Raw genomic sequence first — 26080 nt, 5'->3', positions numbered from 1 at the left:
GAAAGGCGGGCAGTCAGGTAAAGCGCAGCGCATGCCAGTGCCCGCATGGGCAACCCTCTAGCACCGGCCGGCAGCGACGTGCCGGGTGCTTGGTCCGTGGTGCTGGTGTGCGGCTCCTGATCCGAAAAGCGAGCCCGCGCCGCTGCAGACGCCAGGCCGCGCCTTACTCGCCTTCGCCGAACTTGTCGTTGATGAGGGCCAGCAAGGCGTCCATCGCCTGCTGTTCATCGGCGCCGTCGGTCTCGATGCTGACCTCGGTGCCAATGCCGGCGGCCAGCATCATCACGCCCATGATGCTTTTGGCATTGACGCGGCGCTCACCCCGCGTGATCCAGACCTCGCAGGCAAAGCTGCCAGCGAGCTTGGTGAGTTTGGCCGACGCGCGGGCATGCAGGCCCAATTTATTGCTGATGGTGACTGCGGTCTTGATCATGTGCTCGGATATTTTGGTTCTGTGGCGTGTTCTGCGTCACCTGCATGATGCCCTGGCTGCCCCCTGCAATGGCCCGGGCCACGAGGCTGTCCAGCGTCTCTTGGCGATAGCACAGCGCACGCAGCAGCATCGGCAGGTTGACACCGGCCACCAGCCGGGTGGATGCACGGCGCTTGGCCAGCTCCTGGGCAATATTATGCGGGGTCGCGCCAAACACGTCGCTCAGCACCAGCACCGGGCCGCTGTGGCTGTGGTCGAGCATGGCCTGCGCCTCCTGCAGGCAGGCCACCGGATCGGCGCTGGCAGGCACATCCAGCGCCATCAGGTGCTCTCCGCTGTCGGGGAACACATGCGCAGCGCATTGCGCCAGCGCCTGGGCCAGCGGTGCATGGGCGATCAACAATATCCGGTTGCTCATCAAATCAAAAACCAAGAAGTTCTGTGAAGGGCGCGCGGCTGGCCGCCTTCCTGGCCCAGCCGCACCCTGTCCCAGTGTAGCGATTTTGCGGCACTGCAACATTGGTAGTGTTGCTTAGCCGAGGGTCAGGGTGGGTCCGCACCCTAGCGCAACTGCAGTCCTTTGACAAAGCTCTGCAGCGCCTCAGCAGCCAATGGCCCAGGTGACAGCACCAGCGCCTGGTACACGCGCACCTGCGGCCCTTCGCTGCGCGCAAACCAGCGCGCATTGGCATACACCGTCTGGCCTTGGCCATCGCGGCCCTGCCACTGCAGCTGGCGCGCCTGGGGTAGCTCCAGCGTACCGGGCAAGACAAAGGCCTGCCCGGGCAGCGGCTGCCAGGCATCGGTCCTCTGCAACTGCTGGTGCAGTGCCTTTTGCCAGTCCGTCAGTACCGTGGCCGCGTCCTGCGGCTGCGCCAGGGCCACATGGGCCAGCGCATAGGTGGCGCCACCTGCCTGGCAACCCACCATCGATACGGCCAGGGTCTGCGCGCCCCAGGCCACATCACGCACCGCACGGTCGGGCTTGCAGGGCAGCATCAGGTCCAGTGGCGCATCGGCCAGGGCCACCACGCGCCAGTTCAGCGCCGGGCTGCAGGCGGCCAGCAACAAGGCAGTGGGGAGGATCAGGCGGGGGGCCAGGGGCATCCGGCCATTATGGGCACGGCACTGCGATGGTCAAGCGGGACGCGCAGGTATGGCCGCTGCGCTGCGCCCGCCAGCAGCCCTGGTCGCATAATGGCCACAGCGCCGAACTTTCGGCACCGCTTTGACTCCGAGCACCATGTCCCGAAAAACCACCACCACCGTCCTCACCACGCTGGCCATCGCTGCGGCGATTGGCATCGGTGCCTTTGTCTACCAGGGCACGGGGCAGGCGGCCGCGCCCGAGAGCCGGTTTGTGCTGCTCAACGGCAGCACCCAGACGACGGCCGACATGAAGGGCAAGGTCACCCTGGTGAACTTTTGGGCCACCAGCTGCACCACCTGCGTGGCGGAAATGCCCGAGATCATCAAGACCTACGACAAGTACAAGGACCGGGGCTACGACACCATGGCGGTCGCCATGCACTACGACCCGCCCAGCTATGTCGTCAACTTTGCCGAGTCGCGCAAGCTGCCCTTCAAGGTGGCGATCGACAACACCGGCCAGATTGCCAAGGACTGGGGCGACATCCAGCTCACCCCGACCACCTTTGTCGTGAACAAGCAGGGCCAGGTGGTCAAGCGCTATGTAGGCGCCCCCAATTTTGAGGAGCTGCACAAGCTGATCGACAAGCTGCTGGCAGAGACCTGAGCCTTTGCAACACCCCCCCAAGAAAACCGCCCTCGATAGGCGGTTTTTCGATGGCGCCTGCGATGGTGCGGGCGCTACACTGCACATTCCTTGACTAAGCGCCGCCGCTGTGGACCGACCTGAGATAACGTTCCTGCACCCCACCACACCGGAAGAGCTCGCCGTGACCCGCGAGATCTTTCGGGAATATGCCCAATCACTGGATATTGATCTGGGCTTCCAGGGTTTTGAGGATGAGCTGGCCGAGCTGCCCGGCGAATATGGCGACCCGCGCGGCGACCTGGTGCTGGCGCTGGTGGAAGGCTCGGTCGCCGGCTGCTGCGCGCTGCGGCCCATGGACGATGTGGACTACAGCAACGCCTGCGAGATGAAGCGCCTCTATGTGCGCAAGGCCTTCCGGGGCTTTGGCCTGGGCCGCCAGCTGGTGGACTACACCATGGCCAGCGCCATCCGCCTGGGCTATGACTGCATCCTGCTGGACACGCTGGACAGCATGGAATCGGCCCGCGCGCTCTATGCCGATTTTGGCTTTGAAGAGATTCCGCCCTACTACCACAACCCCGTCGCTGGCACGCACTACCTCAAGGCAGACGTCCATCCCTGACCGCTGTGCATGACGCTCAGCCCGCAAAAAAGCACGCCTAGGCGTGCTTTGTGCATTCAGGCCAGGCCCTGCGATGCCTTACGGCACCACAGCAGCCCGGTGTGGCCTTAACCCTGCTTGGCTTGGGCCAGGATGGTGTCGGCATCGCTGACCGTGAACTGGCCAGGGGCTTCCACGTTCAGCTGCACCACCTTGCCATCCTTGACCAGCATGGAGTAGCGGTTGCTGCGCAGGCCCAGGCCCTTGCCGTTGAGGTCCAGCGTCAGGCCGGTGGCCTTGGCAAAGGCGGCGTCGCCATCACCAATCATGCGCACCTTGCCTTCGGTGTGCTGGTCCTTGCCCCAGGCGCCCATCACAAAGGCGTCATTGACGGACAGGCACCAGATTTCGTCCACACCGGCGGCCTTGAAGGCTTCTGCCTTTTCCACGTAGCCAGGCAGGTGCTTGGCCGAGCAGGTCGGCGTGAAAGCGCCGGGCACCGCAAACAAAGCGATGGTCTTGCCAGCCGCTTCCTTGCTCACATCAAAGGCGTTGGGGCCCAGGCTGCAGCCATTGCCCTCGACCGCCACAAACTCGCTCAGGGTTGCAGAGGGAAGCGAATCGCCAACTTTGATCATGGTGTACTCCTTGTAAATTGCCCATCAGGCAGTGATCCCGCCGGCCGGAGGGCCAAAACGGGCATAAAAAAACGACCCACAGATTGTGGGTCGTTTTTGAAGTTACGTTGGTGCAAGTCGCAAAAGACTTAAACCAAAGCAGCCTTTTGCACCAAGCGGGTAGCCACCCAGTTCTTGGTCTTGGAGAGCGGACGGCTCTCGGTGATCTCGATCGTATCGCCGGTGTTGTACTCGCCCTTTTCGTCGTGGGCGTGGTACTTGCTGGACTTGATCATGATCTTGTCGTAGATGGGGTGCTTCACGCGACGTTCTACCAGAACGGTCACGGTCTTTTCACGCTTATCGCTGACCACCTTGCCAATCAAGGTGCGCTTGAGGGATTTTTTAGCTTCCGTCATGTCGGCTCCTATTACTTGGCGGCTTGCTTTTCAGCAAGAATGGTCTTGGCACGTGCCACATCGCGGCGGGTAGCCTTGATGGTAGCGGTGTTGCCCAGTTGTTGCGTTGCCTTTTGCATGCGCAGACCAAAGTGAGCCTTTTGCAAGGACTTGATCTCGGCTTCCAGGCCAGCAACGTCTTTTTGGCGCAGTTCAGCAGCTTTCGTCATATCGATTTCTCCTGAATTTAAGCGCCAAGCTGACGGGTAACGAACGTGGTGCGCAGCGGCAGCTTGGCAGCAGCCAGGCGGAACGCTTCGCGGGCCAGTTCTTCGGGCACGCCAACGATTTCGAACACCATCTTACCGGGCTGAATTTCAGCCACGTAGTACTCTGGGTTGCCCTTACCGTTACCCATACGGACTTCGGCTGGCTTGGTCGAGATTGGCTTGTCAGGGAACACGCGGATCCAGATACGGCCACCACGCTTGACGTGACGGGAGATTGCACGACGTGCAGCCTCGATCTGGCGGGCCGTCAGGCGGCCACGGTCCGTGCATTTCAGGCCGAAATCACCGAACGCTACCGTGTTACCACGGGTTGCGATACCAGTGTTGCGACCCTTTTGCTCCTTGCGGTATTTGCGGCGAGCAGGTTGCAGCATAGTTATTCTCCTTTACCGTCCGCTGCTGTAGCGGGCGCGTCAGTCTTGCGAACGCGCTTAACGGAATCAGCACCAGCGCCGGCGGGCTTGTCGCTGCCGTCTGCAGGAGCCGTGTTACCACCAGCGGGGCGACGAGGGCCACGCGATGGACGATCGCCATTGCGGTTGTCACGACGAGGACCACGTGGACGACGCTCTTCTTCAGGACGTGGCGTTTCTGCGGCTGGCAGATCGTTACGACCCAGAGTGTCACCCTTGTAGACCCACACCTTCACGCCGATCACACCGTAGGTGGTCTTGGCTTCGGAGGTGCCGTAATCGATGTCGGCGCGCAGGGTGTGCAGTGGCACACGACCTTCGCGGTACCACTCGGTACGTGCGATTTCGATACCGTTCAGACGGCCCGACGACATGATCTTGATACCTTGAGCGCCCAGACGCATCGCGTTCTGCATCGCACGCTTCATGGCGCGACGGAACTGGATACGCTTTTCGAGCTGCTGGGTGATCGAGTCAGCGATCAGCTGGGCATCGATTTCAGGCTTGCGCACTTCTTCGATGTTCACAGCGACTGGCACGCCCAGGCGAGCAGCGAGTTCCTTCTTCAGGGCCTCGATGTCTTCACCCTTCTTGCCGATCACCACACCAGGACGAGCCGAGTAAATGGTGATGCGGGCGTTCTTGGCAGGACGCTCGATCAGAACGCGTGCCACGGCAGCGTTCTTCAGCTTCTCTTTCAGGTACTCACGAACCTTGATGTCTTCGGCCAGCATGCCGGCGAAATCACGGTTGCTTGCGTACCAGCGGCTAGACCAGTTACGGCTGACCGCCAGACGGAAGCCGGTAGGATGGATTTTTTGTCCCATGTTCTTCCTTTAGGCCTCAGTTACCCACGGTCACATAAATGTGGCAGGTAGGCTTGCTGATGCGGTTGCCGCGGCCCTTGGCGCGAGCGGTAAAACGCTTGAGCGTGGTGCCTTGCTCGACGAAGATGGTCTTGACCTTCAATTCGTCGATGTCAGCGCCGTCGTTGTGCTCAGCGTTGGCGATAGCGGACTCCAGAACCTTCTTGACGATCACAGCAGCTTTTTTCTGCGTGAATTCGAGAATGTTCAGAGCTTGGTCAACCTTCTTGCCGCGAATCAGATCCGCAACCAGACGGCCTTTGTCAACCGACAGGCGAACGCCGCGGAGGACTGCACGTGTTTCAGACATGGTCTACTCCTTATCGTTTCGCTTTTTTATCAGCGGGGTGACCCTTGAAGGTGCGCGTCAGGGCGAATTCGCCGAGCTTGTGGCCCACCATCTGGTCGGTTACATATACCGGTACGTGTTGCTTGCCATTGTGCACGGCGATGGTCAGACCGATGAAATCGGGCAGAACCATGGAGCGACGCGACCAGGTCTTCACTGGTTTCTTGTCCTTGGTGGCGATGGCCTTTTCGACCTTTGCCAGCAAGTGATGGTCAACAAACGGACCCTTTTTAAGAGAACGAGTCATTTGCTACCCCTTACTTCTTACGGCGCGACACGATCATGGTCTGTGTGCGCTTGTTGTTACGGGTACGGTAGCCCTTCGTCAGATTGCCCCATGGGTCAACTGCGTGACGGCCTTCACCGGTCTTGCCTTCACCACCACCGTGTGGGTGATCGACAGGGTTCATCACCACACCGCGAACGGTAGGACGAATACCCATCCAACGCTTGACACCGGCCTTGCCCAGTTGGCGCAGGCTGTGTTCTTCGTTGGCGACTTCACCGATGGTTGCACGGCATTCGATATGGATCTTGCGAACTTCGCCCGAACGCATACGCACTTGGGCGTAGACGCCTTCGCGAGCCAGCAGGGTAGCCGAGGTACCAGCGGAACGGGCGATTTGTGCGCCAGCGCCGATCTTCAGCTCGATGCAGTGAATGGTCGAACCCACAGGGATGTTGCGGATCGGCAGGGTGTTACCCACGCGGATCGGTGCTTCAGAGCCACTGATGATGGTTGCGCCCACTTCCAGGTTACGCGGAGCGATCACATAACGACGCTCGCCGTCTGCGTAGCACACCAGAGCGATGTGAGCGGTACGGTTTGGATCGTATTCAATGCGTTCCACCTTGGCGGGGATGCCGTCCTTGGTGCGCTTGAAGTCCACCACACGGTAGTGGTGCTTGTGACCACCGCCCTTGTGACGGGTAGTGATGTGACCGTTGTTGTTGCGGCCTGCCTTTTGGAACTGAGGTTCCAGCAGAGGAGCGAAACCTTCGCCCTTGTGCAGATGGCCACGGGTCACCTTCACCACATGGCGTTGGCCGGGCGAAGTTGGTTTGAGCTTAATAACAGCCATGATTACGCAGCCTCCCCAGAGAGGTTCAGCTCTTGACCTGGCTTGAGCAGCACATAAGCCTTGCGCACGTTGTCGCGGCGGCCGATGGTCTTGCCAAAGCGCTTGGTCTTGCCCTTGGTGTTCACCACAGACACGCCCTTCACTTCGACCTTGAACAGCAGCTCAACAGCGGCCTTGATCTCGGGCTTGGTGGCGTTCTGCAGCACCTTGAATGTCACAGCGTTGGACTTTTCAGCAACCAGCGTGGCCTTTTCGGACACGATAGGAGCAACCAGCACTTGCATCAGACGACCTTCGTCGAACTTGCGTTCGGCGGGAGTAGGGTTCACACGGCTCATGCGAACATCTCCTTGAGTTTGTCGAGAGCGCCCTTGGTAACGAGCACTTTCTTGAATTGCACCAGCGACACTGGATCAGCGTAACGTGGCTCAACCACGAACACATTCTTCAGATTGCGCGAAGCGAGGTACAGGTTTTCGTCCACTTCGTCGGCGATCACCATCACCGAGTCCAGGTTCATGGACTTGAACTTGTCAGCCAGTACCTTGGTCTTGGGCGAATCAACCGTCAGCGAATCAACCACAGCCAGGCGGCCTTCACGGGCCAGCTGCGAGAAGATGGATGCCATACCGGCACGGTACATCTTCTTGTTGATCTTCTGCGTGAAGTTTTCATCAGGCAGATTCGGAAAGATGCGACCGCCGCCACGCCACAGAGGCGAAGACGACATACCAGCACGTGCACGGCCAGTACCCTTTTGTTTGAAAGGCTTGGCGGTGGTGTGACGGACTTGTTCGCGGTCCTTTTGAGCGCGTGTGCCTTGACGGCCGTTGGCGCGGTAAGCAACGATGATCTGGTGAATCAGGTCTTCATTGAAATCGCGACCAAACACGGTCTCAGGAGCGTCCACTTGGGAGGCTGCCTTACCTTGTTCGTTCAGGAGTTCGAGCTTCATTAGTTCGCTCCTTTAGCAGCTGCCTTGACAGCAGGACGCACGGTCACGAAGCCATTCTTCGAACCGGGGATTGCGCCCTTGATCAGCAGCAGTTGACGGGCTTCGTCGATGCGAACCACGTCGAGATTCTGGGTAGTCACGGTCTCATCGCCCATGTGACCGGTCATGCGCTTACCGGGGAACACGCGACCTGGGTCTTGTGCCATACCGATCGAGCCGGGAACATTGTGCGAACGGCTGTTACCGTGAGAAGCACGTTGCGACTTGAAGTTGTGACGCTTGATGGTACCGGCGTAGCCCTTACCGATCGAGGTACCTTGCACGTCGACCTTTTGGCCCACTGCGAAGATCTCGGTCACTGGCAAGGATGCACCTGCGGCGTACTTGCCGGCGGTGTCAGCTTCAACGCGGAATTCCTGGGTGATTTCACCAGCTTCCACGCCTGCCTTGGCCAGGTGGCCAGCGGCTGGCTTGGTCACGCGCGAAGCGCGGCGTTGACCAAAGGTGACCTGCAGGGCCACGTAGCCGTCGTTCTCTTGGGTTTTGACCTGGGTCACGCGGTTGTTAGACACATCCACCACGGTGACAGGCACTGCATCGCCGTCATCCGTGAACAGGCGCATCATGCCTACCTTACGGCCCAGCAACCCGAGGGAGTTGCTTTGACTCATTTGTTGCTCCAAAACTTCCGCCACCGAAACTGCAATTGGCTCGGTGTTGCCCCTGGGTTTGACGCCACAGGCACGAAAGAAGGTTAATAAAAACTTCGTCTCTTACCACCAAAATGCCAGGCAAATTGGATGTATAGATCACGAAGCCATAAATTCTAACGCGAACTTCCCAAATAGGCAAGTTCGCGTTAGAAAGGACAAGCAGCCACACCGGCAGGTGTGGCTTTCAGGCCTTATTGCAGTTTGATTTCGACGTCCACGCCGGCAGCCAGGTCCAGCTTCATCAGCGCGTCAACGGTCTTGTCGGTAGGATCGACAATGTCCATCAGGCGTTGGTGGGTGCGGATTTCCAGCTGGTCACGCGAAGTCTTGTTCACGTGGGGCGAGCGCAGAATGTCAAAACGCTTCATGCGGGTTGGCAGGGGCACTGGACCCTTGACAATCGCGCCGGTGCGCTTGGCGGTTTCAACGATTTCAGCAGCGGACTGGTCGATCAACTTGTAATCGAAAGCCTTCAGGCGGATGCGGATTTTTTGCTTGGACATGGTTAATTCCCAGTTGTGCTAAGAATTAAGCAATGATCTTGGCAACCACGCCAGCGCCCACGGTACGGCCGCCTTCGCGAATAGCGAAACGCAGACCTTCTTCCATAGCGATGGGGTTGATCAGCTTGACGGTGATCGACACGTTATCGCCAGGCATCACCATTTCCTTGTCAGCTGGCAGCTCGATGGCGCCGGTCACGTCCGTGGTACGGAAGTAGAACTGAGGACGGTAGTTGTTGAAGAAGGGGGTGTGGCGGCCGCCTTCGTCCTTGCTCAGCACATACACTTCAGCGGTGAAGTGAGTGTGTGGCTTGATCGAGTTAGGCTTGCACAGCACTTGGCCACGCTCCACGTCTTCACGCTTGGTGCCGCGCAGCAGCAGGCCAACGTTGTCGCCAGCTTGACCTTGGTCCAGCAGCTTGCGGAACATTTCCACGCCGGTCACGGTGGTCTTGACGGTGTCCTTGATACCGACGATTTCGATTTCTTCGCCGACCTTGATGATACCGCGCTCGATACGGCCGGTCACCACGGTACCACGACCGGAGATGGAGAACACGTCTTCCACGGGCATCAGGAAAGCACCGTCCACAGCGCGCTCTGGCGTTGGGATGTAGGTGTCCAGCGCTTCAGCCAGACGCAGGATAGCGGGTTCACCCTTGTCGGATTGGTCGCCTTCCAGAGCCAGCTTAGCCGAGCCGCGGATGATGGGGGTGTCGTCACCTGGGAAATCGTACTTGTCCAGCAGTTCGCGGACTTCCATTTCCACCAGCTCCAGCAGCTCTTCGTCATCCACCATGTCGCACTTGTTCAGGAACACGATGATGTAAGGCACGCCCACCTGGCGAGCCAGCAGGATGTGTTCACGGGTCTGGGGCATGGGGCCGTCAGCAGCCGAGCAAACCAAGATAGCGCCGTCCATCTGGGCAGCGCCGGTGATCATGTTCTTCACATAGTCGGCGTGACCTGGGCAGTCCACGTGAGCGTAGTGGCGGTTAGCCGTTTCGTACTCAACGTGTGCGGTATTGATGGTGATGCCGCGAGCCTTTTCTTCAGGAGCAGCGTCGATTTCGTCGTACTTCTTGGCTTCGCCGCCGAACTTGGCAGACAGCACGGTTGCGATAGCAGCCGTCAGCGTGGTCTTGCCGTGGTCCACGTGACCAATGGTGCCCACGTTCACGTGCGGCTTGGTCCGTTCGAATTTACCTTTTGCCATGAGAATTCTCCAAATAAAGAGCAAAACCTGTGTTGGGTTTAACGTCTACACCGAATTGCTGGGTCGCTTCGCACAGGAAACAAAGCGGCACCCGGTCGTAGACAAAAAGCGATCCGCACCTGGCAAGCCAGGTGCGGGCGCATATTTTAGGCCTTTGCGCGGGAAGCGACAATAGCCTCGGCCACGTTGCGTGGGGCTTCAGCGTAGTGCTTGAACTCCATCGTGTACGTAGCGCGGCCTTGCGTTTGCGAACGCAGCGACGTGGCGTAGCCGAACATTTCGGACAGTGGCACTTCTGCCTTGATGGCCTTGCCGCCACCAACCATGTCGTCCATGCCCTGCACCATACCGCGGCGGGAAGACAAGTCACCCATCACGGTACCGGCGTAGTCTTCAGGCGTTTCCACTTCCACGGCCATCATGGGCTCGAGGATCACGGGGCTGGCCTTGCGAGCAGCTTCCTTGAAACCGAAGATAGCGGCCATCTTGAACGCCATTTCGTTCGAGTCCACGTCGTGGTACGAACCGAAGGTCAGCGTCACTTTGACGTCCACCACAGGGTAGCCAGCCAGCACGCCGGAGGTCAGCGCTTCGATCACACCCTTTTCCACCGCAGGGATGTATTCGCGAGGAACCACACCGCCCTTGATGGCGTCGACGAACTCAAAGCCCTTGCCTGGCTCTTGCGGCTCAACCGTGAACACCACGTGACCGTACTGGCCCTTACCGCCGGACTGGCGAACGAACTTACCGTCCACGTCCACCACCTTTTGGCGAATCGTTTCGCGGTAGGCCACTTGGGGCTTGCCCACGTTGGCTTCCACGTTGAATTCACGCTTCATGCGGTCAACGATAATTTCCAGGTGCAGCTCGCCCATACCGGCGATGATGGTCTGACCCGATTCTTCGTCGGAGCGCACGCGGAACGATGGATCTTCTGCAGCCAGACGCGACAGAGCGATACCCATCTTTTCCTGGTCGGCCTTCGACTTGGGTTCCACAGCCTGTGCAATCACGGGCTCTGGGAACACCATGCGCTCGAGCACGATAGGCGAAGCCACGTCACACAGGGTTTCACCGGTGGTCACGTCCTTCAGGCCCACGCAAGCGGCGATGTCACCGGCGCGGATTTCGTCCACTTCGATACGGTCGTTCGCCATCATCTGCACGATACGGCCGATACGCTCTTTCTTGCCCTTGACCGAGTTGTACACGGTGTCGCCCTTGGACAGAACGCCGGAGTACACACGCACGAAGGTCAACTGGCCCACGAACGGGTCGGTCATCAGCTTGAACGCCAGAGCGGAGAACTTCTCGCCGTCGTCCGCCTTGCGGGTCAGCTTCTTTTCTTCGTCTTCTGGGTCGGTACCAGCCACGTCAGGGATGTCCACTGGCGAAGGCAGGTAGTCGATCACGGCGTCCAGCATGCGCTGCACACCCTTGTTCTTGAACGCGGTGCCGCACAGCATTGGCTGGATTTCGGTCGACAGCGTGCGGGCGCGGATACCGGCCTTCACGTCTTCTTCGGACAAGGTACCTTCTTCCAGGTACTTGTTCATCAGGTCTTCCGAGGCTTCGGCAGCCGATTCCACCAGGTTTTCACGCCACTTGTTGGCGGTCTCGACCAGGTCGGCAGGAATGTCAGCGTATTCGAACTTCATGCCCTGGGACGCTTCGTCCCAGATGATGGCCTTCATCTTGACCAGATCGACCACGCCGGTGAAGTTGTCTTCAGCGCCGATTGGGATCACCACGGGCACGGGGTTGGCCTTCAGGCGCAGCTTCATCTGGTCGTAGACCTTGTAGAAGTTGGCACCGGTACGGTCCATCTTGTTCACAAAGGCCAGACGTGGCACCTTGTACTTGTTGGCTTGACGCCAAACGGTTTCGGACTGGGGCTGCACGCCACCCACAGCGCAGTACACCATGCAAGCACCGTCGAGCACGCGCATGGAACGTTCCACTTCAATCGTGAAGTCCACGTGGCCGGGGGTGTCGATGATGTTGAAGCGGTGTTCTGGGTAGGACATGTCCATACCCTTCCAGAAGCAGGTCACTGCAGCGGAAGTGATGGTAATGCCACGCTCTTGCTCTTGCTCCATCCAGTCGGTGGTAGCAGCGCCGTCGTGCACTTCGCCCAGCTTGTGGGTCACGCCGGTGTAAAACAGGATACGTTCGGTCGTGGTGGTTTTACCTGCGTCGATGTGCGCAGAAATACCGATATTGCGGTAGCGCTCGATGGGGGTCTTGCGAGCCATGGTTGATCCTTTGTTGATCAGTAAGTGTGGAGGCGATGCGGACTGGCGGATTGCGCAGGCATCAGCCTACGATGTGAGGGCAGTCTCAATCCGAGCAAGGCCGCAGGCAAAAATTGTTGCATGCGGCCTTTGCAATATCGAGACAGATCTCGCGCAGCTTAGAAGCGGAAGTGGCTGAATGCCTTGTTGGCTTCGGCCATACGGTGCACTTCGTCACGACGCTTCATCGCGCCGCCACGGCCTTCCGTAGCTTCCAGCAGTTCATTGGCCAGGCGTTGGGCCATGGACTTTTCACCGCGCTTGCGAGCAGCTTCCTTGATCCAGCGCATGGACAGAGCCAGACGACGGACAGGACGCACTTCCACTGGCACCTGGTAGTTGGCACCGCCAACACGGCGGGACTTCACTTCGACCATGGGCTTGACGTTGTTGATGGCAACAACGAAAGCTTCCAGTGGGTCTTTATCAGGGTGCTTCTTCTCGATCAGTTCCAGAGCGCCGTAAATGATGCGCTCAGCAACTGCCTTCTTGCCGCCTTCCATGATCACGTTCATGAATTTGGACAGCTCTACATTGCCGAACTTTGGATCCGGCAGAATTTCACGTTTGGGGACTTCGCGACGACGTGGCATTTCTTTACCTCTATCTTTGCTTCAGTTGGCATCTTTTCAGACACCGCGAGAGCCAATCAAGGACTCCCACTTACTCGACCCACACAAAACACTTGCGCTTGGGGTCACTACGCTGAATCTCGCGCCACGCGGGACACAGCACCTTTGTATTCGTTCAAAAAACCAGGGCTTACTTGGCCTTAGGCTTCTTGGCACCGTACTTCGAACGGGACTGCTTACGGTCCTTGACGCCTTGCAGGTCAAGCGAACCGCGCACGATGTGGTAACGCACACCTGGCAAGTCCTTCACACGGCCACCGCGCACCAGCACAACGCTGTGCTCTTGCAGGTTGTGGCCTTCACCGCCGATGTACGAAATGACTTCGAAACCGTTGGTCAGACGAACCTTGGCCACCTTACGCAAAGCCGAGTTAGGCTTCTTAGGCGTCGTGGTGTACACACGGGTGCACACGCCGCGGCGCTGGGGGCAGTTTTCCATAGCAGGGCTCTTGGATTTAACAACTTCTACCGTGCGGCCCTGACGCACGAGTTGGTTAATGGTTGGCATTAATAAACGTCCCTAAACGTGAAATTACCGTGAACTTACCGTGATTTGCTGCCAGCCCCTTGCCCCAAAGGCAAAGACGGCAGCCCCTTCGGAAATTCCGAAAAGCCCTCTAATGTACCACCTGACTCCAAATTGAGCAAATGGTTTGGACCCAAGCCCGCCGCCCGGTGGCCGCCATCCAGGCACTTTCCCGGCACAACGCCCAGCAGCCCTGCGCCAGGCGCTCTCATTTTTGCGAGCACAGAAACCACAAAGCGTGCCAGGGGCACGCTTTGCAGAGGGGTGGACTGGGCGTCTGCCGGGCCTTAGAACCTGTTCAAAGTCTCTACGCAGCCGCGTTGGAGTGCAATCGGGATGAGTTCGAAGGGATGGAACGCAGCTTGCACCGGGGTGCAAGCAAGGGCCAGCGCGCAGAAATCGCCCGATTTCACTCCAACCCGTAGGGACAGTGGCTTTGCGGGCGGTCTGCGTCGTTGCAAATCCTCGCAATAGCTGGGCTATTGCTGCGGTATTGCGCCTAGCATCCCATCCCGCAAAGACGCTGTCGCGGCGCGAGGAGACTTTGAACAGGTTCTTATAGGGCCCGCATCAGCGCCGCTTTACTTGATCCACAGACGGATCGCATCCCAGGCGCGGCCAAAGATGCCCGCTTCTGCGACATCATCGAGCGCCACCAGCGGCACCTCGGCCACTTGCTGGCCGCCTGCCATCACCTTCAAGGTGCCCAGCTTCTGGCCCTTGGTGAAAGGCGCAATCAGCGGCTCCTGGCTCACCACCTGGGTTTCGAGCTTGCCGCCGGTGCCCGCTGGCACATTCACGACGATGGGCGCCACGCTGCCGATCTTGACGGTGTCTTGCGCGCCCTTCCAGGCCTTGGGGGTCGCCACGGCCTGGCCGCCGTCAAACAGCTTGACGGTGTCGAACGCGGTATAGCCCCAGTTCAACAGCTTCTGGCTTTCGTTGGCGCGGTCTTTGTCGCTGGCAGCACCCAGCAGGATGGAGATCAGGCGGCGCTCGCCCGCATTGGGCACCTGGCGCTTGGCGGTGGACACCAGGCAGTAGCCGGCGGCATTGGTGTGGCCGGTCTTGAGGCCGTCCACCGTCGGGTCGCGGAACAACAAAGTATTACGATTGGTGCCGTTGGACTTGGGCGTGCCGGGGTAGAACCACTGCTTGGTCGCGTAGTAGTGCATGTACTCCGGGAAATCCTTGATCAGGCGGTTGGCCAGAATGCTCAGGTCCTTGGCCGTCGTCGTGTGGCCGGGCTCGGTCAGGCCTTCGGGGTTCTTGTAGGCCGTGTTGGTCATGCCCAGCGCCTTGGCCTGCTCGTTCATCAGGCGCACAAAGTTCTCGGCGGTGCCGCCCACGGCTTCAGCCAGTGCCATCGTCGCGTCGTTGCCCGATTGCACGATCATGCCGTGCAGCAGGTCATCCACCTTCACCTGCATCTTGGGGTCGATGAACATGCGCGAGCCGGGCATCTTCCAGGCGCGCTCGCTCACCGGCATGGTCTGCTCCAGGCTGATCTTCTTGTTGCGCAGCGCATCGAACACCACATAGCCGGTCATCAGCTTGGTCAGCGATGCCTGCTCGACCGGCGCATCCACATCCTTGGCCGCCAGGATCTGGCCGGTGGTCACGTCAAACAGCAGGTAGTTGCGCGCCGCGATCTCGGGCGGCTGGGGCGCTGCCAATTGGGCAAAGGCCAGGGTGGGCGCCAGCAGCGCTGCTGCAGCCCAGTTACGCAGGGTGGGCATCAAGCTCGATTTCATGTCGTTCAACTCTTAGAAACAAGTGCCTGCAGCGCATGAAGACTGGCCGCAGGATATCAAAAACAATAGCAATACTACACCACCGTCACAAGGCGGGGGCCAGCAGGTGCCGCGTGACCAAGCCTTTGAGAAGCGGTAATTGTCCGTGGAAAAAATGCCCACCTCCGGGCACAACCGTAACCGGTAGTATCTGAGGCCGTGCCCAGTCCATCACCGCAGCGAGCGGCACCGTGTCATCGGCTTCGCCATGTACCACCAAGGTGCGCTCATGGGCTTCGGGAGGCAAGGTCGCCACCGTAAAGCGCGATGCGGCCGTGCCCACGAACACCGCCTTGTCGATCTGGCGTTGGGGCCAAAGTTCCGCCAAGGCATGGCTCATCACAAAGGAGCCAAAAGAAAAACCGGCCAGCGCCAGATTCCCCTGGGGCGCGAGCTGCTCGACAACGGCCAGAAAATCCTCGCGCTCGCCCCGGCCTTCGTCATAGCTGCCTGCCGATTGGCCGACACCACGAAAGTTAAAGCGCAGCGCCGTCCAGCCGCTGGCCACAAAGGCGCGCGCCAGGGTCTGCACCACCTTGTTGTCCATCGTGCCGGCAAACAGCGGATGGGGGTGGGCAATGATGGCCGTGCCGCGCTGCGCGCCATCGGAGCTGGCGGCCAGATCGCGGGCCACTTCCAGAATGCCGGCCGGCCCGTGGATGGTGAAACGTACGGTTTGCGCGTTCATGCTGCGGTCTACTCCATGGCGGGCCAGCCAGCGCCTGCAGCGGCAGTGGCGCCCTGTGTCTATGCGGGAAAAAGTCGGGGGAGGAAGCAGGCGCGCGTTCAGCGGCCCACGTCGGGCGGGGTCAGCAAGCGCTCGACCACCTTGCCGTTCTTCAGGTGCGACTCGACGATCTCGTCGATATCGTCATTGTCGATATAGGTGTACCAGACGCCTTCGGGGTAGACCGCCATGATGGGCCCGCCTGCGCAGCGGTCCAGGCAGCCGGCCTTGTTGACGCGCACCTTGCCCGGTCCGCTCAGGCCCTCGGCTTTGACGCGGGCCTTGCAGTGGTCAAACATGTCCTTGGCGCCATGGTGGGCACAGCTGTCTTCGCCATTGACGCGGTCATTGAGGCAGAAGAACACATGGTGCTGGTAGTACTGGCCGTCGTTGCCAGGTTTTTGCTCGCTCATGCCAAGCTCTCTTCGAATGCGATCCCCCATTGTGGCAGCTTGGCGCCCGCCTGGCGCCCAGAGGCCGCAATACTGCCACGGGCTACTGCGTTTAGCCTTGCTCGGGCGGGGTGCCGGAGGCCGCGTGCTGGTGCAGCCGTTGGCGCCGGCGCGCCGCCACCACGGCCGGCAGCCGGCCCAGGCGCAGCAGCACATAGGCGATCACCGCAAACGGCCACAGCCAGCTGAGCCACTGGCCCAGCCCAAAAAAGCGGATAAAGCGCCCCTGCTCCCAGGACTGCAAGGCATCGGCGTAGTAAGGATTGGGCGGCGACTGGTTGAGCAGGTTGACATCGATCATCAGCCCCATCAGCAGCAGCAGCACGCAGTAGCGGCGCGGCAGGCCCACCTGCAGCAGCGCCAGCGACACGGCCAGCGCGATGCCCAGGCGCGTGGTCTGGTCCAGCCAGTCCCAGGCATAGGTCGGCCCGTAGCTCAGCGAGGACGACAGCGCCGAGACGGCAATGCCGCTCAGCACCACCAGCGCCACCATGGCCATGCGCCGCGTCACGCTGCCCATCACGCTGAAGGCCAGCCAGCAGGGAATCAGCAGCCCCAGCAGCACGGCCATCAGCTGGCCGATGGGCGACAGCGGCTCGGTGGCCTGCATGAAGTTGGGCATCCAGTGCTCGAAGGCCGAGTTCTCCAGCATATCGACCAGCCACATCTCCAGCCGGTCAAACACCTGGCCCAGGCCAAAGGGCTGCGCGGCCGGGAACAGCAAGGCCAGCGGCCACAGCATCAGCAGCACGATGGCGCCCCGCGCATCGGCATCGAACCAGCGTGCCCGTACATCGCGCCAGCGCCGCAAGATACCCAGCCAAGCCAGCAAGGGCACGGCCAGCGCGCCCAGCAAGGTGCCGATGCTGTTGAGCAGCCAGTCCATGTTGCTGGACACCCGCAGCGGCAGAAAAATCTGCAGGAACTCCATCGCAAGCGACAGCAGGCTGCCCACGCACAAGGCCCAGAACCAGCCCGTCCTGACCCAGCCATGGCGCCACCAACCCAGGCTCAGCAGCAAGCCCAGCGGCGCGTAGCCGGCCACATTGATCCAGACATCGAACCAGGTCCAGTACGGCGGCGGGATGCGGGCGAGCAAGAACTCCGCCGGCGAGATGCCCTGGGTGCGCCAGCCGGCAAAGGGAAAGAGGCTGGCAAAGACGATCAGCGCCACATACACCGGCACCAGCGGCCAGGCGATGGTGCGGTGTTCGCCGGCCGGGGCAGGCTCTTGCAGGCTGAGGGGTGCGGAGCGGCTGTCAGGCATGGTGCGTAGGCCCTGGTGCGCAGATCGTTGTCCGTGATGGGCTACCCAAGTGTGCGCGAATTAAAAGGGTTTGACGACGACCAGCACCACGATGATGACCATGGCAACCACCGGTACCTCGTTGAACCAGCGGTACCAGACATGCGAATGCAGGTCCGTGCCATTGGCGATCTTGCGCAGCAGCACGGCGCAGGCATGGTGGTAGCCAATGACCAGCAGCACAAAGAACAGCTTGGCATGCAGCCAGCCGCCAGCACCGCGCCACCAACCCAGCCACAGCCACAGGCCCAGGCCCAGCGCCAGCACCGCAATCATCGTCATGAAGCGCAGGAGCTTGCGCGCCATCAGCAGCAGGCGCTCGCGCTCGGCCTGCGAGTCGGCCGGCACCATGGCTAGGTTCACGAAGATCCGGGGCAGGTAGAACAGGCCCGCAAACCAGCTGGCCACAAACACGATATGAAAGGCTTTGATCCACAGCATGAGCATGCGCCACAGTGTAGTGGCTGGCACGATGGCCCAGCGCTGGACCCCGGCTTAAAAGCGGTCCGATGCCGCGCGCAAGCCCGGCCTTGATCTGGCGCAAGCCCGGCACAAGCCCAGCGTCCATTCCTCCATGCCCAGCGCAGTCTCTCGGGTCCGCGCTGTGCAGCCTGCCGTTGATCTGGCGCACAATTGATGCATGCATCTGTCCAGCCCCACCCCCTTTCCCCACAACCGTCCGCGCCGTCTGCGCCGCGACGCCTTCACCCGCAACCTGGTCCGCGAGAACGTGCTCACCCCGCACGACTTCATCTACCCGGTCTTTGTGCATGAAGGACAAGGCAAGCGCGAGCCCGTGCTGTCCATGCCCGGCGTCGACCGCCTGAGCCTGGACCTGTTGCTGCCGGTGGCCGAGCAGTGCGTGGCGCTGGGCATTCCGGTGATGGCCCTCTTCCCCCAGATCGATACGGCGCTCAAGACCCCCGACGGCAAGGAGGCGCTCAACCCCGATGGCCTGATCCCGCGCGTGGTGCGGGCGCTGAAAAAGGAATTCCCCCAGCTGGGCGTGATGACCGATGTGGCGCTCGACCCCTACACCAGCCACGGCCAGGACGGCCTGCTCGACGAGACCGGCTACATCCTCAATGACGAGACCGTCGAGATCCTCGTGGGCCAGGCGCTCAACCATGCCGAGGCCGGTGTCGACATCGTCGCCCCCAGCGACATGATGGACGGCCGCATCGGCGCGATCCGCGAGGCTTTCGAATCCCAGGGCCACATCTACACCCGCATCATGGCCTACAGCGCCAAGTACGCCAGCGCCTTCTACGGCCCCTTCCGCGATGCGGTGGGCACACGCGGCGCGCTGGGCAAGGCCGACAAGAATGTCTACCAGATGGACCCGGCCAACACCGACGAGGCGCTGCGCGAAGTGGCCCAGGACCTGGCCGAAGGCGCCGACATGGTGATGGTCAAGCCCGGCATGCCCTACCTGGATGTGGTGCGCCGCGTCAAGGACGAGTTCAAGGTGCCCACCTTTGCCTACCAGGTCAGCGGAGAGTACGCGATGCTCAAGGCCGCCGCGCAAAACGGCTGGCTGGACCATGACCAGGTGATGATGGAGTCGCTGCTGGCCTTCAAGCGGGCCGGCGCCGATGGCATCCTGACCTATTTCTCGCTGGACGCCGCGCGCTGGCTCAAAGAGAAAAACTGATAGCAAAAATACCAGCACGGGCTTGCACAGGCCCGTTTTTTTTGCCATGCTGCGCCTGAACCGATCGAGGAATTCCGGTGAGTACACCCAGCAGCATCCGCATCTTTCACATCATCGGCAACGAGGCCAGCGAGCTGGCCGCCGTGCCCTATGAACTCCCCGCCAAGGGCTTTTTGTGGCTGGCCTGCACGCGCGGTTATTTCAGCGAGCAGCTGGGCAGCCTGCAGCTGGCGCTGCAAAAGCTCAGCGGCGCGCCGCTGGTCGATCTGCATGTCTCCGACCTGCTCAATGCCCAGCTCCCCTCCCACTACGACTACACCTCGCAGTACGACCTGCTGGTGATACGGCGCCTGGCCAGCACCCCCTCGCAGGCGGGCACCGCCGCCTTGGCCGCCGCCCGGCGCACCGCCGCTGCCAAGCCCATCAATGAGGCTCCCCACATCAGCACCATCCCGGTGGGCTTTGCCGCCTGGGAGCGGGTGCTGCTGTCGGTGCACCCCGAGGACTGCACCGTGCGCGACGCCTATGCCCGGCGCCTGCTGCAGTTTGCCAAGGCCGGCGCGCCCGCCCCGCAGGATGCCAATGCGCCCGACCTGGGCCAGATATCGCATGCCACGCAAGAGCGCCTGGCACGCGAGGACAAGGCCTTTCGCAACCCCGGCAGCAGCCCCACACCGGGCGGCCTGCAGCCCATCCGCCTGCCCATGTCCCCGGCCGATCTGATGATGCGCGTGGTCAACATCATTGTGGACAACTACCTGGACCTGCGCCGCGAACTCTCGCGCCACCTGGACCAGTGGCAAAGCGCGCTGCTGTCGCCGCGCAAGCGCATTGCCAACTGGCAGGCGCTGCTCGAAGCGCGCCTGTCCCTGCACCAGCTCGACGAGATCTGCGAGGACCAGCGCGCGGCCGTGCAGGACTGGGTCGATGCGCTGGAGACCTGGCCCCAGCCCGAGGCGCCCAGCGCCCAGCGCGAGCTGGAAGCGCTGAAGGTGCGCAGCCGCGATGTGCTCGAACACATAGAGCGCGTGGTGCACCATGTGCGCCGGCTGGAGCAAAGCACCGAGACCGCCGTGCAGATGCATTTCTCGGTCCAGAGCAACCGTGCCAACGACATCATGCGCACGCTCACCACCATCACCGCCATCTTCCTGCCGCTCAACCTGATTGCCGCGATCTTTGGCATGAACTTCGAATTCATCCCGCTCATCCACAAGGAAGACGGCTTCTGGTGGGCGATGGGCGTGATGGCCTGCATCACCGTGGCGCTGATCGGCTTTTTCTCGTACAAGCGCTACCTGACCCGCACGGGCAGATAGCGCTTGCACCGCTGCTGGACGGCTTACTGGCCCAGATCAATGCGGTAGACCGCGCGCTGTGTGCCCGTGCCGTCATCGGCCTTGTCCAGCGAGACATTAGCCAGGCCCGCTGCCTGCGCCACCGACAGCGCATTGGCCGCCGACGTGAACAGAACCTTGCCGGCCGTTGGCGTCTTGGCAAAGCGCCAGCTGTGGGCAGCGCCGTTGGCTGCGCGGGTCACCTGCGGGTGGTCCTTGATGTACGAGATCACCACATCGCGGTTGGCATCGGGCGAGGCATAGATCGTGGCGCGGCCATCGAGCTCCGGCAGAAAGCTTTTGCCGCTGGTGGCGCGGTAGTTGTTGGTGGCAATCACAAAGTCCTGCGCCGGGTCGATCGGCGCGCCCTTGTACTGCAGATCCACGATGCGGCTGCCAACGGGCTGGGTCACATCGATCTGGTAGCGCATATCGGCGGTGGTGAACATGTCGAAGTTGTAGCCGGGGAAGCTGCTGATCAGCCACTGGTCTGCGGTGGCAGCCGGGTCGATGCGGTTGAAGCGCTGGGCAGCGGCCTCGAGCCAGCGCTTGATCTGCGCGCCGTTCACCTTGACCGCGTAGACGGTGTTGGGGTAGAGGTAGAGGTCAGCCGCGTTGTAGATCGCCAGCGGGCCGGCGGCCACATCGGTGTAATCGCCACCGCCCTGGAAGCCCGACTTGAACGGCGCGCTCACCGACAGCACCGGCAGCTGCGCATACTGCGGCAGGTTGGCCTGCACATAGCGCTGCACATAGTCCTGCTGCGCCTGGTTGACCAGCTGGATCGCGCCGGGGTCGCCCACATCGGCAAACTGCGTGCCCATGCGAAAGTCCGTCTGGCCCACCGGCGTTTTCACATAGCTGATCGCCGCCTGGTGGTGGCTCTCCACCACCGGTGCAATGCTGCTGTCAACGGCCACATAGCTGGTCTTGCCGGCGGCATCCTTGCCGGTGGTCGTGCTGCGCAGCTCCGACTTGCTCTGCGTCTTGTCCACGCTCCAGGCCTTGCCGTCCCACTTCAGGGCCAGCGCCACCACGCCCAGCGCCTTGCCCCAGCTGCTGGCCATCACCGCCGGCACGCCGTTGATGGTGCCGGCCTTATTGTCGACCCCCGCCATGCTGAAGGCCGGTTGCGCGGCCGTGTCGGGGAACACGCTGTGCTGGTGGCCCATCACCATCGCGTCGACGCCTGCCACCTTGCTCAGGTAGAGGCCCGGGTTCTCCATGTCGGCGCGGTATTCCGAGGCGTCCAGGCCGCCGTGCAGCAGCGCCACGACCACGTCGGCACCCTTGCTGCGCAGCTCGGGCACATACTTTTGCGCCGCCTCGACGGCGCCGGTCACCTGCACCTTGCCTTCCAGATGGCGCTTGTCCCAGCCCAGGATGCCGGGCGTGGTAAATCCGATCACGCCGATCTTGATGGGCAGCTTGACGGCCTTGCCGTCGCTGTCGGTGCCGCTGATCTCGCGCTCCAGCACCACATAGGGCGACACCAGCGGGGCCTTGGTCTGGCTGCTGAGCACATTGGCCAGCGCCATCGGGTAGCCATTGCCCGCGCACTTCTTGCTGGCATCGACGCCATCGACCTGGAGGCCGCCACCGAGCACCTGGTTGAGGAAGGGCAGGCCATAGTTGAACTCATGGTTGCCCAAGGTGCCGGCATCGAACTTGAACACGGCCATGGCCTTGTACATCGACAGCTGCTGGTCGCAGGCAATCGGCGCCACCTGCGCCTCGTAGTCGGCCAAGGCGGTGCCCTGGATGGTGTCGCCGTTGTCCACCAGCAAGGTATTGGCAAAGTCGCTGCGCGCCTGGCGGATCAGGGTGGCCGTGCGCTCAAAGCCATACGAGGGGTCATCGGCCAGTTTGAAGTAGTCGTAGCTGCGGATGTTGAAGTGCAGGTCCGTGGTCTCCAGCACCGCCAAGGTGGCGGTCGCCGCTTTGGTGCTGCTGGAGCCGCCACCGCCGCAGGCCGTCAGCATGGCGGCAGCGGCCAGCGCGGCCAAGGGAAGCGGTGCCATCCGCAGGTCGGCGGCACGGAAAAAGGGGGTGCGCATGGTGTTTGTCGTTGAAAGTGAGCAATGCGCGCATCATCTGCAGCCCCTATGACGACGGTGTTACGAGCGGCCCCCGAAAATGCAACAAAGCCTTGCAGGCTCAGAACCTGCAAGGCTTGGTGCGGCGCTAGGCGGGAGTGACCGCTCAGCCTACATGCTTGGCAAAAAAGGCCATGCTGCGCGCCCGTGCGGCGGCCGATGCCGCTGCATCGTACGAGCCGCGCTGGTCACAATTAAAGCCGTGGTCGGCCGCGTAGACATAGACCTCGGCCTCCGGGTGGGCGCTGCGGAAGGCATCCACCGACGCCAGCGAGATCCAGTGGTCCTTGTCGCCAAAATGGGCCATCACCGGGCAATGCGGCGTGCGCGCGATCTCGTCGCCGGTGGTCATGCCGCCGCCGTAGTAGGGCACCGAAGCCGACAGGCCCTGGAGCTCGCAGGCCGCGCGCCAGGCCAGCAGACCGCCCCAGCAAAAGCCGGTGATGCCGACCTTGCCGCCGCTGCGGCGTGCGCCTTCGTCAATCGCGGCCTGCAGGTCCAGCAGCACGCCAGGGGCCACGGTGGGCGCTTCGGCAGCGGCCTTCAGGGCCACACCGGCTTGCATGTCGGCCTCGCTGTAGCCCAGGTCCACACCGGGCTTGACGCGGGCAAACGTGGCGGGCGCAATCGCTACATAGCCGCTTTGGGCAATGCGGTCCGCCACCGAGCGGATGTGCGAATTGACGCCAAAGATCTCCTGCACCACCACGATGGCGCCGCGCGCTTTGCCTTCAGGCTCGGCGATGTAGGCGGGAAACACCAGGCCGTCGGCCGAGGTCAGATCTACAAAATGTCCCATAGCGATCACTCCTTGCTAAACAGATTCGACAGATGCGAGATGCGGGGGCCTGGTCGATTATGGCGTTGCGCAGGCCGCTGCCGGTGCCGGACGCGCCAGCATCGTCAGCCAGGCGGCCACCAGCAACAAGGCCAGCCCGCCATAGACCGCCGCCAGGCCCAAGCCGGTCTGCGGGTTCACCAGGTGGATGCCCAAGGACGCGAGCAGCGAGGTCAGCAAAAAGGCCAGACCGCCGGCAATACCGCCCGACAAGGCAGCGTGTTTGGGGAACATCGACAGCACATTGGCAAAGTGGATATTGAACACCAGGCCTGCTGCCACATGGATGCAAAAGGCGACGGCCGCCATCACTTCCAGCGATGGCCAGGACGCGGGCAGCCAGGTTGTCAGCGCCAGCAGTGCGATGAAACCGGCCATCGCCAACAGCGCGGCCTGGTGTTTGGCCGCCAGCGAGCGCGCCATTGCCGCGCGGGCGATCAGGCCGCCGCCCATCCAGGCCAGGCCCATCAGCAGCGCGAGCGACCCTGTCGTCGTGGGCGGGCGGTGGTAGACGGTCTCGACGATAAAGGGCGAGGCCATGCTCCAGCCCATCACCATCGCATACGCAGCGCTGACGCAGAGCACGCCACGCGCAAAGGCGCGGTTGCGCATGATCTCCCAGGCCCGGCTGGCCACTTCACGCGGCCGGATGGGCTGGGGCTGGGCGAGGGTTTCGCCGCCGCCCAGCAGCTCCAGCACCAGCGCAATCACCGAGAACACAGCCAGCACCACAAAATTGGCGCGCCAGCCCCAGTGGGTCTGCACAAAGCCGCCAATAAAAGGCGCGCAGATGGGCCCCAGCGACCAGACCACGGTCATCCAGGTGAGGTAGCGCTGCAGCGCCGGGCCCCGGAACACATCGACAAAAAAGGTGCGCTTGCCGACCACGGCGACCGCGCCCAGCAGGCCTTGCAGCAGGCGCAGCGCGCAGATGACCACGATGTCGTCGCTGACGGCAATGGCCGCGCTCGACAGCGCAAACAGGGCCAGCGCCACCATCGTGGGCCGCCAGCGGCCAAAGCGGTCCAGCAGCACGCCCACCACCAGCTGGCCCAGGCCATAGCCGGCGATGAACAAGGTCAAGGTCAGCTGGATCTGGGACGCGGTGCCGCCCAGGCTCTGGGCCATGGCGGGCATCGAGGGCAGGTAGATATCGGTGCCGATGCCCGACAGGGGGATCAGCAAAAAGGCCAGAAAAACGCCGAAAGTGGCGTTGTCAGCAGTGATTCTTCGCATGGGAGTCTGCGCCTGAAAATAAACAGGGCGCCAGTGTGTTATGTTTTTTAGACTGGTACAAGATTCTGCGTAGCCTAGGCTTGGAAGGCCTATACTGCACTGCACCATTGCCGCTACCCTAACCGCCCATGACCATGCTTGCAGCCACTCCCACCCATGCCCCGCCTGCCGTTGCGGCCTCTGTCCCCTCGCAGGAGCTGGGCCACTTTCTGCGTGCCCGGCGCGAGAGCCTGTCGGCCGCGGCCATGGGCCTGGCGCGCCATGGCCGGGTGCGCACCCCGGGCCTGCGGCGCGAAGAGGTCGCCCAGCTCGCCGGCATTGGCGTGACCTGGTACACCAAGCTCGAACAAGGCCGCGAGGTCCAGCCCTCGCGCCAGGCGGTGGAGGCCATCGCCCGCGCGCTGCAATGCAATGACGACGAACTGCGCCACCTGCTGGTGCTGGCGGGCATCAAGCTCGACCAGCCCGCCGCCAGCGTGCTCGACGCACCGGGCTGCCTGCACCGGCAGCTGCTCGACAAGATGCTGCCCTACCCCGCCCAGATGCAAAGCGCTGCCTTTGACCTGCTCGACGCCAATGCCGCCTATGAGCGGCTGATGGGCGTATCGCTGCAGCAGCTGCCCGCGCTCGAGCGCAACTGCCTGCACATGAACCTGTTCAACCCGCAGTGGCAGCGCGTGATGCGCCATGAGCCCCAGGCCATCGAGCGCATGGTGGCCATGTTCCGTGCGGCCTACACCCAGCAAAGTGGCGACCCGGCGATTGCCCAGCGGCTGGACTACTTTCTGGCGCAGTCGCCCGTCTTCCGCAACGCCTGGGAGCGCTACCAGGTGCGCAGCCCGGAGAACAACGAAAAGACCTTTGACCACCCTGTTGTCGGCATCCTCCACCTGCGCCAGACCTACTGGTGGTCGGCCCCGCGCAACGGCATGCGCATGGTGGTCTACCTGCCCGTCAGCGACCAGGACGCCGAGGCGCTGGACCGGCTGGCCGCGCTGCCCGCGCCTTGAAT

32 protein-coding genes are annotated in these 26080 nt (G+C 62.0%); 5 read left to right on the top strand and 27 right to left on the bottom strand.

Annotated elements, in window-relative coordinates; translation table 11 throughout:
- Nucleotides 1-163: 163 nt before the first annotated feature.
- The 3 genes from WH367_RS10395 to WH367_RS10385 form a co-directional block, all read right to left on the bottom strand.
- Nucleotides 164-433, bottom strand: coding sequence for an HPr family phosphocarrier protein (locus WH367_RS10395; RefSeq protein ID WP_027010583.1), 270 nt, complete (start codon nt 431-433; stop codon nt 164-166).
- The gene (locus tag WH367_RS10390; RefSeq protein WP_021025605.1) at nt 402-851 is read right to left on the bottom strand and encodes a PTS sugar transporter subunit IIA; all 450 of its coding nucleotides are present in this window, start codon (nt 849-851) and stop codon (nt 402-404) included. Before WH367_RS10390 ends, WH367_RS10395 begins: the two co-directional genes overlap by 32 nt.
- Nucleotides 852-994: 143 nt before the next feature.
- Nucleotides 995-1540 carry a hypothetical protein gene (locus WH367_RS10385; RefSeq protein WP_339521254.1) on the bottom strand — a complete coding sequence of 182 codons (546 nt, stop codon included), beginning with the start codon at nt 1538-1540 and terminating at the stop codon, nt 995-997.
- Nucleotides 1541-1676: 136 nt separating this feature from the next.
- Here WH367_RS10385 and WH367_RS10380 point away from each other — a divergent pair, with 136 nt between their 5' ends.
- A complete protein-coding gene (locus WH367_RS10380; RefSeq protein WP_052329777.1) occupies nt 1677-2189 on the top strand; it encodes a TlpA family protein disulfide reductase in 513 nt (170 codons plus the stop codon).
- Nucleotides 2190-2298: 109 nt separating this feature from the next.
- Entirely contained in the window at nt 2299-2793 is a 495-nt protein-coding gene (locus WH367_RS10375) for a GNAT family N-acetyltransferase (protein ID WP_021025603.1), read from the top strand.
- A 107-nt stretch (nt 2794-2900) separates the two neighbouring features.
- Here the strand turns inward: WH367_RS10375 and WH367_RS10370 are convergent, their stop codons facing one another.
- From WH367_RS10370 to WH367_RS10270, 21 genes are all read right to left on the bottom strand, one after another.
- Entirely contained in the window at nt 2901-3410 is a 510-nt protein-coding gene (locus tag WH367_RS10370) for a peroxiredoxin (protein ID WP_339521253.1), read from the bottom strand.
- Nucleotides 3411-3538: 128 nt separating this feature from the next.
- Nucleotides 3539-3808, bottom strand: coding sequence for a 30S ribosomal protein S17 (rpsQ, locus tag WH367_RS10365; protein ID WP_021025601.1), 270 nt, complete (start codon nt 3806-3808; stop codon nt 3539-3541).
- Between the two features lie 11 nt (nt 3809-3819).
- Nucleotides 3820-4017, bottom strand: coding sequence for a 50S ribosomal protein L29 (gene rpmC / locus WH367_RS10360; RefSeq protein ID WP_021025600.1), 198 nt, complete (start codon nt 4015-4017; stop codon nt 3820-3822).
- A gap of 17 nt (nt 4018-4034) precedes the next feature.
- The gene (rplP, locus tag WH367_RS10355; RefSeq protein ID WP_021025599.1) at nt 4035-4451 is read right to left on the bottom strand and encodes a 50S ribosomal protein L16; all 417 of its coding nucleotides are present in this window, start codon (nt 4449-4451) and stop codon (nt 4035-4037) included.
- 2 nt (nt 4452-4453) lie between these two features.
- Nucleotides 4454-5317 (bottom strand): 30S ribosomal protein S3, encoded by an 864-nt coding sequence (rpsC, locus tag WH367_RS10350; RefSeq protein ID WP_021025598.1) that lies wholly within the window; start codon nt 5315-5317, stop codon nt 4454-4456.
- 16 nt (nt 5318-5333) lie between these two features.
- Nucleotides 5334-5666, bottom strand: coding sequence for a 50S ribosomal protein L22 (gene rplV / locus WH367_RS10345; RefSeq protein WP_021025597.1), 333 nt, complete (start codon nt 5664-5666; stop codon nt 5334-5336).
- A gap of 10 nt (nt 5667-5676) precedes the next feature.
- Nucleotides 5677-5952 carry a 30S ribosomal protein S19 gene (rpsS, locus tag WH367_RS10340; protein WP_027010580.1) on the bottom strand — a complete coding sequence of 92 codons (276 nt, stop codon included), beginning with the start codon at nt 5950-5952 and terminating at the stop codon, nt 5677-5679.
- 10 nt (nt 5953-5962) lie between these two features.
- On the bottom strand, nt 5963-6787 hold the full coding sequence (rplB, locus tag WH367_RS10335; protein ID WP_021025595.1) for a 50S ribosomal protein L2: 825 nt from the start codon (nt 6785-6787) through the stop codon (nt 5963-5965).
- A 2-nt stretch (nt 6788-6789) separates the two neighbouring features.
- A complete protein-coding gene (rplW, locus tag WH367_RS10330) occupies nt 6790-7125 on the bottom strand; it encodes a 50S ribosomal protein L23 (protein WP_021025594.1) in 336 nt (111 codons plus the stop codon).
- Nucleotides 7122-7742, bottom strand: a complete 621-nt coding sequence (gene rplD, locus WH367_RS10325; protein WP_021025593.1) for a 50S ribosomal protein L4 — start codon at nt 7740-7742, stop codon at nt 7122-7124. Before rplD ends, rplW begins: the two co-directional genes overlap by 4 nt.
- Complete coding sequence (gene rplC / locus WH367_RS10320) at nt 7742-8413, bottom strand: 50S ribosomal protein L3 (RefSeq protein ID WP_021025592.1); 672 nt, start codon at nt 8411-8413, stop codon at nt 7742-7744. Before rplC ends, rplD begins: the two co-directional genes overlap by 1 nt.
- A gap of 233 nt (nt 8414-8646) precedes the next feature.
- The gene (gene rpsJ, locus WH367_RS10315) at nt 8647-8958 is read right to left on the bottom strand and encodes a 30S ribosomal protein S10 (RefSeq protein WP_021025591.1); all 312 of its coding nucleotides are present in this window, start codon (nt 8956-8958) and stop codon (nt 8647-8649) included.
- 25 nt (nt 8959-8983) lie between these two features.
- Nucleotides 8984-10174 carry an elongation factor Tu gene (gene tuf, locus WH367_RS10310; protein WP_116926819.1) on the bottom strand — a complete coding sequence of 397 codons (1191 nt, stop codon included), beginning with the start codon at nt 10172-10174 and terminating at the stop codon, nt 8984-8986.
- A gap of 146 nt (nt 10175-10320) precedes the next feature.
- Complete coding sequence (fusA, locus tag WH367_RS10305; protein ID WP_021026535.1) at nt 10321-12432, bottom strand: elongation factor G; 2112 nt, start codon at nt 12430-12432, stop codon at nt 10321-10323.
- A gap of 158 nt (nt 12433-12590) precedes the next feature.
- A complete protein-coding gene (rpsG, locus tag WH367_RS10300) occupies nt 12591-13064 on the bottom strand; it encodes a 30S ribosomal protein S7 (protein WP_021026534.1) in 474 nt (157 codons plus the stop codon).
- 169 nt (nt 13065-13233) lie between these two features.
- The gene (gene rpsL / locus WH367_RS10295) at nt 13234-13611 is read right to left on the bottom strand and encodes a 30S ribosomal protein S12 (RefSeq protein ID WP_012202325.1); all 378 of its coding nucleotides are present in this window, start codon (nt 13609-13611) and stop codon (nt 13234-13236) included.
- 599 nt (nt 13612-14210) lie between these two features.
- Nucleotides 14211-15383 carry a D-alanyl-D-alanine carboxypeptidase family protein gene (locus WH367_RS10290; protein ID WP_021026533.1) on the bottom strand — a complete coding sequence of 391 codons (1173 nt, stop codon included), beginning with the start codon at nt 15381-15383 and terminating at the stop codon, nt 14211-14213.
- 85 nt (nt 15384-15468) lie between these two features.
- Nucleotides 15469-16110, bottom strand: a complete 642-nt coding sequence (locus WH367_RS10285) for an alpha/beta hydrolase (protein WP_339535926.1) — start codon at nt 16108-16110, stop codon at nt 15469-15471.
- 98 nt (nt 16111-16208) lie between these two features.
- The gene (locus WH367_RS10280; protein WP_021026531.1) at nt 16209-16562 is read right to left on the bottom strand and encodes a (2Fe-2S) ferredoxin domain-containing protein; all 354 of its coding nucleotides are present in this window, start codon (nt 16560-16562) and stop codon (nt 16209-16211) included.
- 91 nt (nt 16563-16653) lie between these two features.
- Nucleotides 16654-17868 (bottom strand): VanZ family protein, encoded by a 1215-nt coding sequence (locus WH367_RS10275; protein ID WP_339535925.1) that lies wholly within the window; start codon nt 17866-17868, stop codon nt 16654-16656.
- A 60-nt stretch (nt 17869-17928) separates the two neighbouring features.
- On the bottom strand, nt 17929-18348 hold the full coding sequence (locus tag WH367_RS10270; RefSeq protein WP_339535923.1) for a CopD family protein: 420 nt from the start codon (nt 18346-18348) through the stop codon (nt 17929-17931).
- Between the two features lie 199 nt (nt 18349-18547).
- Between WH367_RS10270 and hemB the strand changes: the two genes are divergently transcribed.
- Both hemB and WH367_RS10260 read left to right on the top strand, forming a co-directional pair.
- Entirely contained in the window at nt 18548-19561 is a 1014-nt protein-coding gene (gene hemB, locus WH367_RS10265; RefSeq protein ID WP_133857634.1) for a porphobilinogen synthase, read from the top strand.
- Nucleotides 19562-19632: 71 nt separating this feature from the next.
- Complete coding sequence (locus WH367_RS10260) at nt 19633-20880, top strand: magnesium transporter CorA family protein (RefSeq protein WP_445228103.1); 1248 nt, start codon at nt 19633-19635, stop codon at nt 20878-20880.
- A gap of 23 nt (nt 20881-20903) precedes the next feature.
- Here WH367_RS10260 and WH367_RS10255 read toward each other — a convergent pair whose 3' ends face one another.
- From WH367_RS10255 to WH367_RS10245, 3 genes are all read right to left on the bottom strand, one after another.
- Nucleotides 20904-22955: a bifunctional 2',3'-cyclic-nucleotide 2'-phosphodiesterase/3'-nucleotidase gene (locus WH367_RS10255; RefSeq protein ID WP_339535920.1), complete on the bottom strand. Its 2052-nt coding sequence runs from the start codon at nt 22953-22955 to the stop codon at nt 20904-20906.
- A 145-nt stretch (nt 22956-23100) separates the two neighbouring features.
- The gene (locus WH367_RS10250) at nt 23101-23793 is read right to left on the bottom strand and encodes a dienelactone hydrolase family protein (RefSeq protein ID WP_339535918.1); all 693 of its coding nucleotides are present in this window, start codon (nt 23791-23793) and stop codon (nt 23101-23103) included.
- 57 nt (nt 23794-23850) lie between these two features.
- Nucleotides 23851-25068, bottom strand: a complete 1218-nt coding sequence (locus WH367_RS10245) for an MFS transporter (protein ID WP_339535917.1) — start codon at nt 25066-25068, stop codon at nt 23851-23853.
- Nucleotides 25069-25196: 128 nt separating this feature from the next.
- Here WH367_RS10245 and WH367_RS10240 point away from each other — a divergent pair, with 128 nt between their 5' ends.
- Nucleotides 25197-26078, top strand: coding sequence for a helix-turn-helix transcriptional regulator (locus tag WH367_RS10240; RefSeq protein ID WP_339535915.1), 882 nt, complete (start codon nt 25197-25199; stop codon nt 26076-26078).
- The last annotated feature ends 2 nt before the right edge of the window (nt 26079-26080 follow it).

The sequence above is a fragment of the Comamonas sp. MYb21 genome (assembly GCF_037479395.1).
In the GTDB taxonomy this organism is placed as follows: domain Bacteria; phylum Pseudomonadota; class Gammaproteobacteria; order Burkholderiales; family Burkholderiaceae_C; genus Comamonas.
The sequence above is the reverse complement of the archived record's forward strand: the minus strand, read 5'-3'. Positions and strand labels throughout refer to the sequence as shown.

What these genes read in the sequence shown, in the direction of transcription:
- WH367_RS10395 (WP_027010583.1), bottom strand. Translation starts at nt 433, where the DNA reads ATGATCAAGACCGCAGTCACCATCAGCAATAAATTGGGCCTGCATGCC.
- WH367_RS10390 (WP_021025605.1), bottom strand. Translation starts at nt 851, where the DNA reads ATGAGCAACCGGATATTGTTGATCGCCCATGCACCGCTGGCCCAGGCG.
- WH367_RS10385 (WP_339521254.1), bottom strand. Translation starts at nt 1,540, where the DNA reads ATGCCCCTGGCCCCCCGCCTGATCCTCCCCACTGCCTTGTTGCTGGCC.
- WH367_RS10380 (WP_052329777.1), top strand. Translation starts at nt 1,677, where the DNA reads ATGTCCCGAAAAACCACCACCACCGTCCTCACCACGCTGGCCATCGCT.
- WH367_RS10370 (WP_339521253.1), bottom strand. Translation starts at nt 3,410, where the DNA reads ATGATCAAAGTTGGCGATTCGCTTCCCTCTGCAACCCTGAGCGAGTTT.
- rpsQ (WP_021025601.1), bottom strand. Translation starts at nt 3,808, where the DNA reads ATGACGGAAGCTAAAAAATCCCTCAAGCGCACCTTGATTGGCAAGGTG.
- rpmC (WP_021025600.1), bottom strand. Translation starts at nt 4,017, where the DNA reads ATGACGAAAGCTGCTGAACTGCGCCAAAAAGACGTTGCTGGCCTGGAA.
- rplP (WP_021025599.1), bottom strand. Translation starts at nt 4,451, where the DNA reads ATGCTGCAACCTGCTCGCCGCAAATACCGCAAGGAGCAAAAGGGTCGC.
- rpsC (WP_021025598.1), bottom strand. Translation starts at nt 5,317, where the DNA reads ATGGGACAAAAAATCCATCCTACCGGCTTCCGTCTGGCGGTCAGCCGT.
- rplV (WP_021025597.1), bottom strand. Translation starts at nt 5,666, where the DNA reads ATGTCTGAAACACGTGCAGTCCTCCGCGGCGTTCGCCTGTCGGTTGAC.
- rpsS (WP_027010580.1), bottom strand. Translation starts at nt 5,952, where the DNA reads ATGACTCGTTCTCTTAAAAAGGGTCCGTTTGTTGACCATCACTTGCTG.
- rplB (WP_021025595.1), bottom strand. Translation starts at nt 6,787, where the DNA reads ATGGCTGTTATTAAGCTCAAACCAACTTCGCCCGGCCAACGCCATGTG.
- rplW (WP_021025594.1), bottom strand. Translation starts at nt 7,125, where the DNA reads ATGAGCCGTGTGAACCCTACTCCCGCCGAACGCAAGTTCGACGAAGGT.
- rplD (WP_021025593.1), bottom strand. Translation starts at nt 7,742, where the DNA reads ATGAAGCTCGAACTCCTGAACGAACAAGGTAAGGCAGCCTCCCAAGTG.
- rplC (WP_021025592.1), bottom strand. Translation starts at nt 8,413, where the DNA reads ATGAGTCAAAGCAACTCCCTCGGGTTGCTGGGCCGTAAGGTAGGCATG.
- rpsJ (WP_021025591.1), bottom strand. Translation starts at nt 8,958, where the DNA reads ATGTCCAAGCAAAAAATCCGCATCCGCCTGAAGGCTTTCGATTACAAG.
- tuf (WP_116926819.1), bottom strand. Translation starts at nt 10,174, where the DNA reads ATGGCAAAAGGTAAATTCGAACGGACCAAGCCGCACGTGAACGTGGGC.
- fusA (WP_021026535.1), bottom strand. Translation starts at nt 12,432, where the DNA reads ATGGCTCGCAAGACCCCCATCGAGCGCTACCGCAATATCGGTATTTCT.
- rpsG (WP_021026534.1), bottom strand. Translation starts at nt 13,064, where the DNA reads ATGCCACGTCGTCGCGAAGTCCCCAAACGTGAAATTCTGCCGGATCCA.
- rpsL (WP_012202325.1), bottom strand. Translation starts at nt 13,611, where the DNA reads ATGCCAACCATTAACCAACTCGTGCGTCAGGGCCGCACGGTAGAAGTT.
- WH367_RS10290 (WP_021026533.1), bottom strand. Translation starts at nt 15,383, where the DNA reads ATGAAATCGAGCTTGATGCCCACCCTGCGTAACTGGGCTGCAGCAGCG.
- WH367_RS10285 (WP_339535926.1), bottom strand. Translation starts at nt 16,110, where the DNA reads ATGAACGCGCAAACCGTACGTTTCACCATCCACGGGCCGGCCGGCATT.
- WH367_RS10280 (WP_021026531.1), bottom strand. Translation starts at nt 16,562, where the DNA reads ATGAGCGAGCAAAAACCTGGCAACGACGGCCAGTACTACCAGCACCAT.
- WH367_RS10275 (WP_339535925.1), bottom strand. Translation starts at nt 17,868, where the DNA reads ATGCCTGACAGCCGCTCCGCACCCCTCAGCCTGCAAGAGCCTGCCCCG.
- WH367_RS10270 (WP_339535923.1), bottom strand. Translation starts at nt 18,348, where the DNA reads ATGCTGTGGATCAAAGCCTTTCATATCGTGTTTGTGGCCAGCTGGTTT.
- hemB (WP_133857634.1), top strand. Translation starts at nt 18,548, where the DNA reads ATGCATCTGTCCAGCCCCACCCCCTTTCCCCACAACCGTCCGCGCCGT.
- WH367_RS10255 (WP_339535920.1), bottom strand. Translation starts at nt 22,955, where the DNA reads ATGCGCACCCCCTTTTTCCGTGCCGCCGACCTGCGGATGGCACCGCTT.
- WH367_RS10250 (WP_339535918.1), bottom strand. Translation starts at nt 23,793, where the DNA reads ATGGGACATTTTGTAGATCTGACCTCGGCCGACGGCCTGGTGTTTCCC.
- WH367_RS10245 (WP_339535917.1), bottom strand. Translation starts at nt 25,068, where the DNA reads ATGCGAAGAATCACTGCTGACAACGCCACTTTCGGCGTTTTTCTGGCC.
- WH367_RS10240 (WP_339535915.1), top strand. Translation starts at nt 25,197, where the DNA reads ATGACCATGCTTGCAGCCACTCCCACCCATGCCCCGCCTGCCGTTGCG.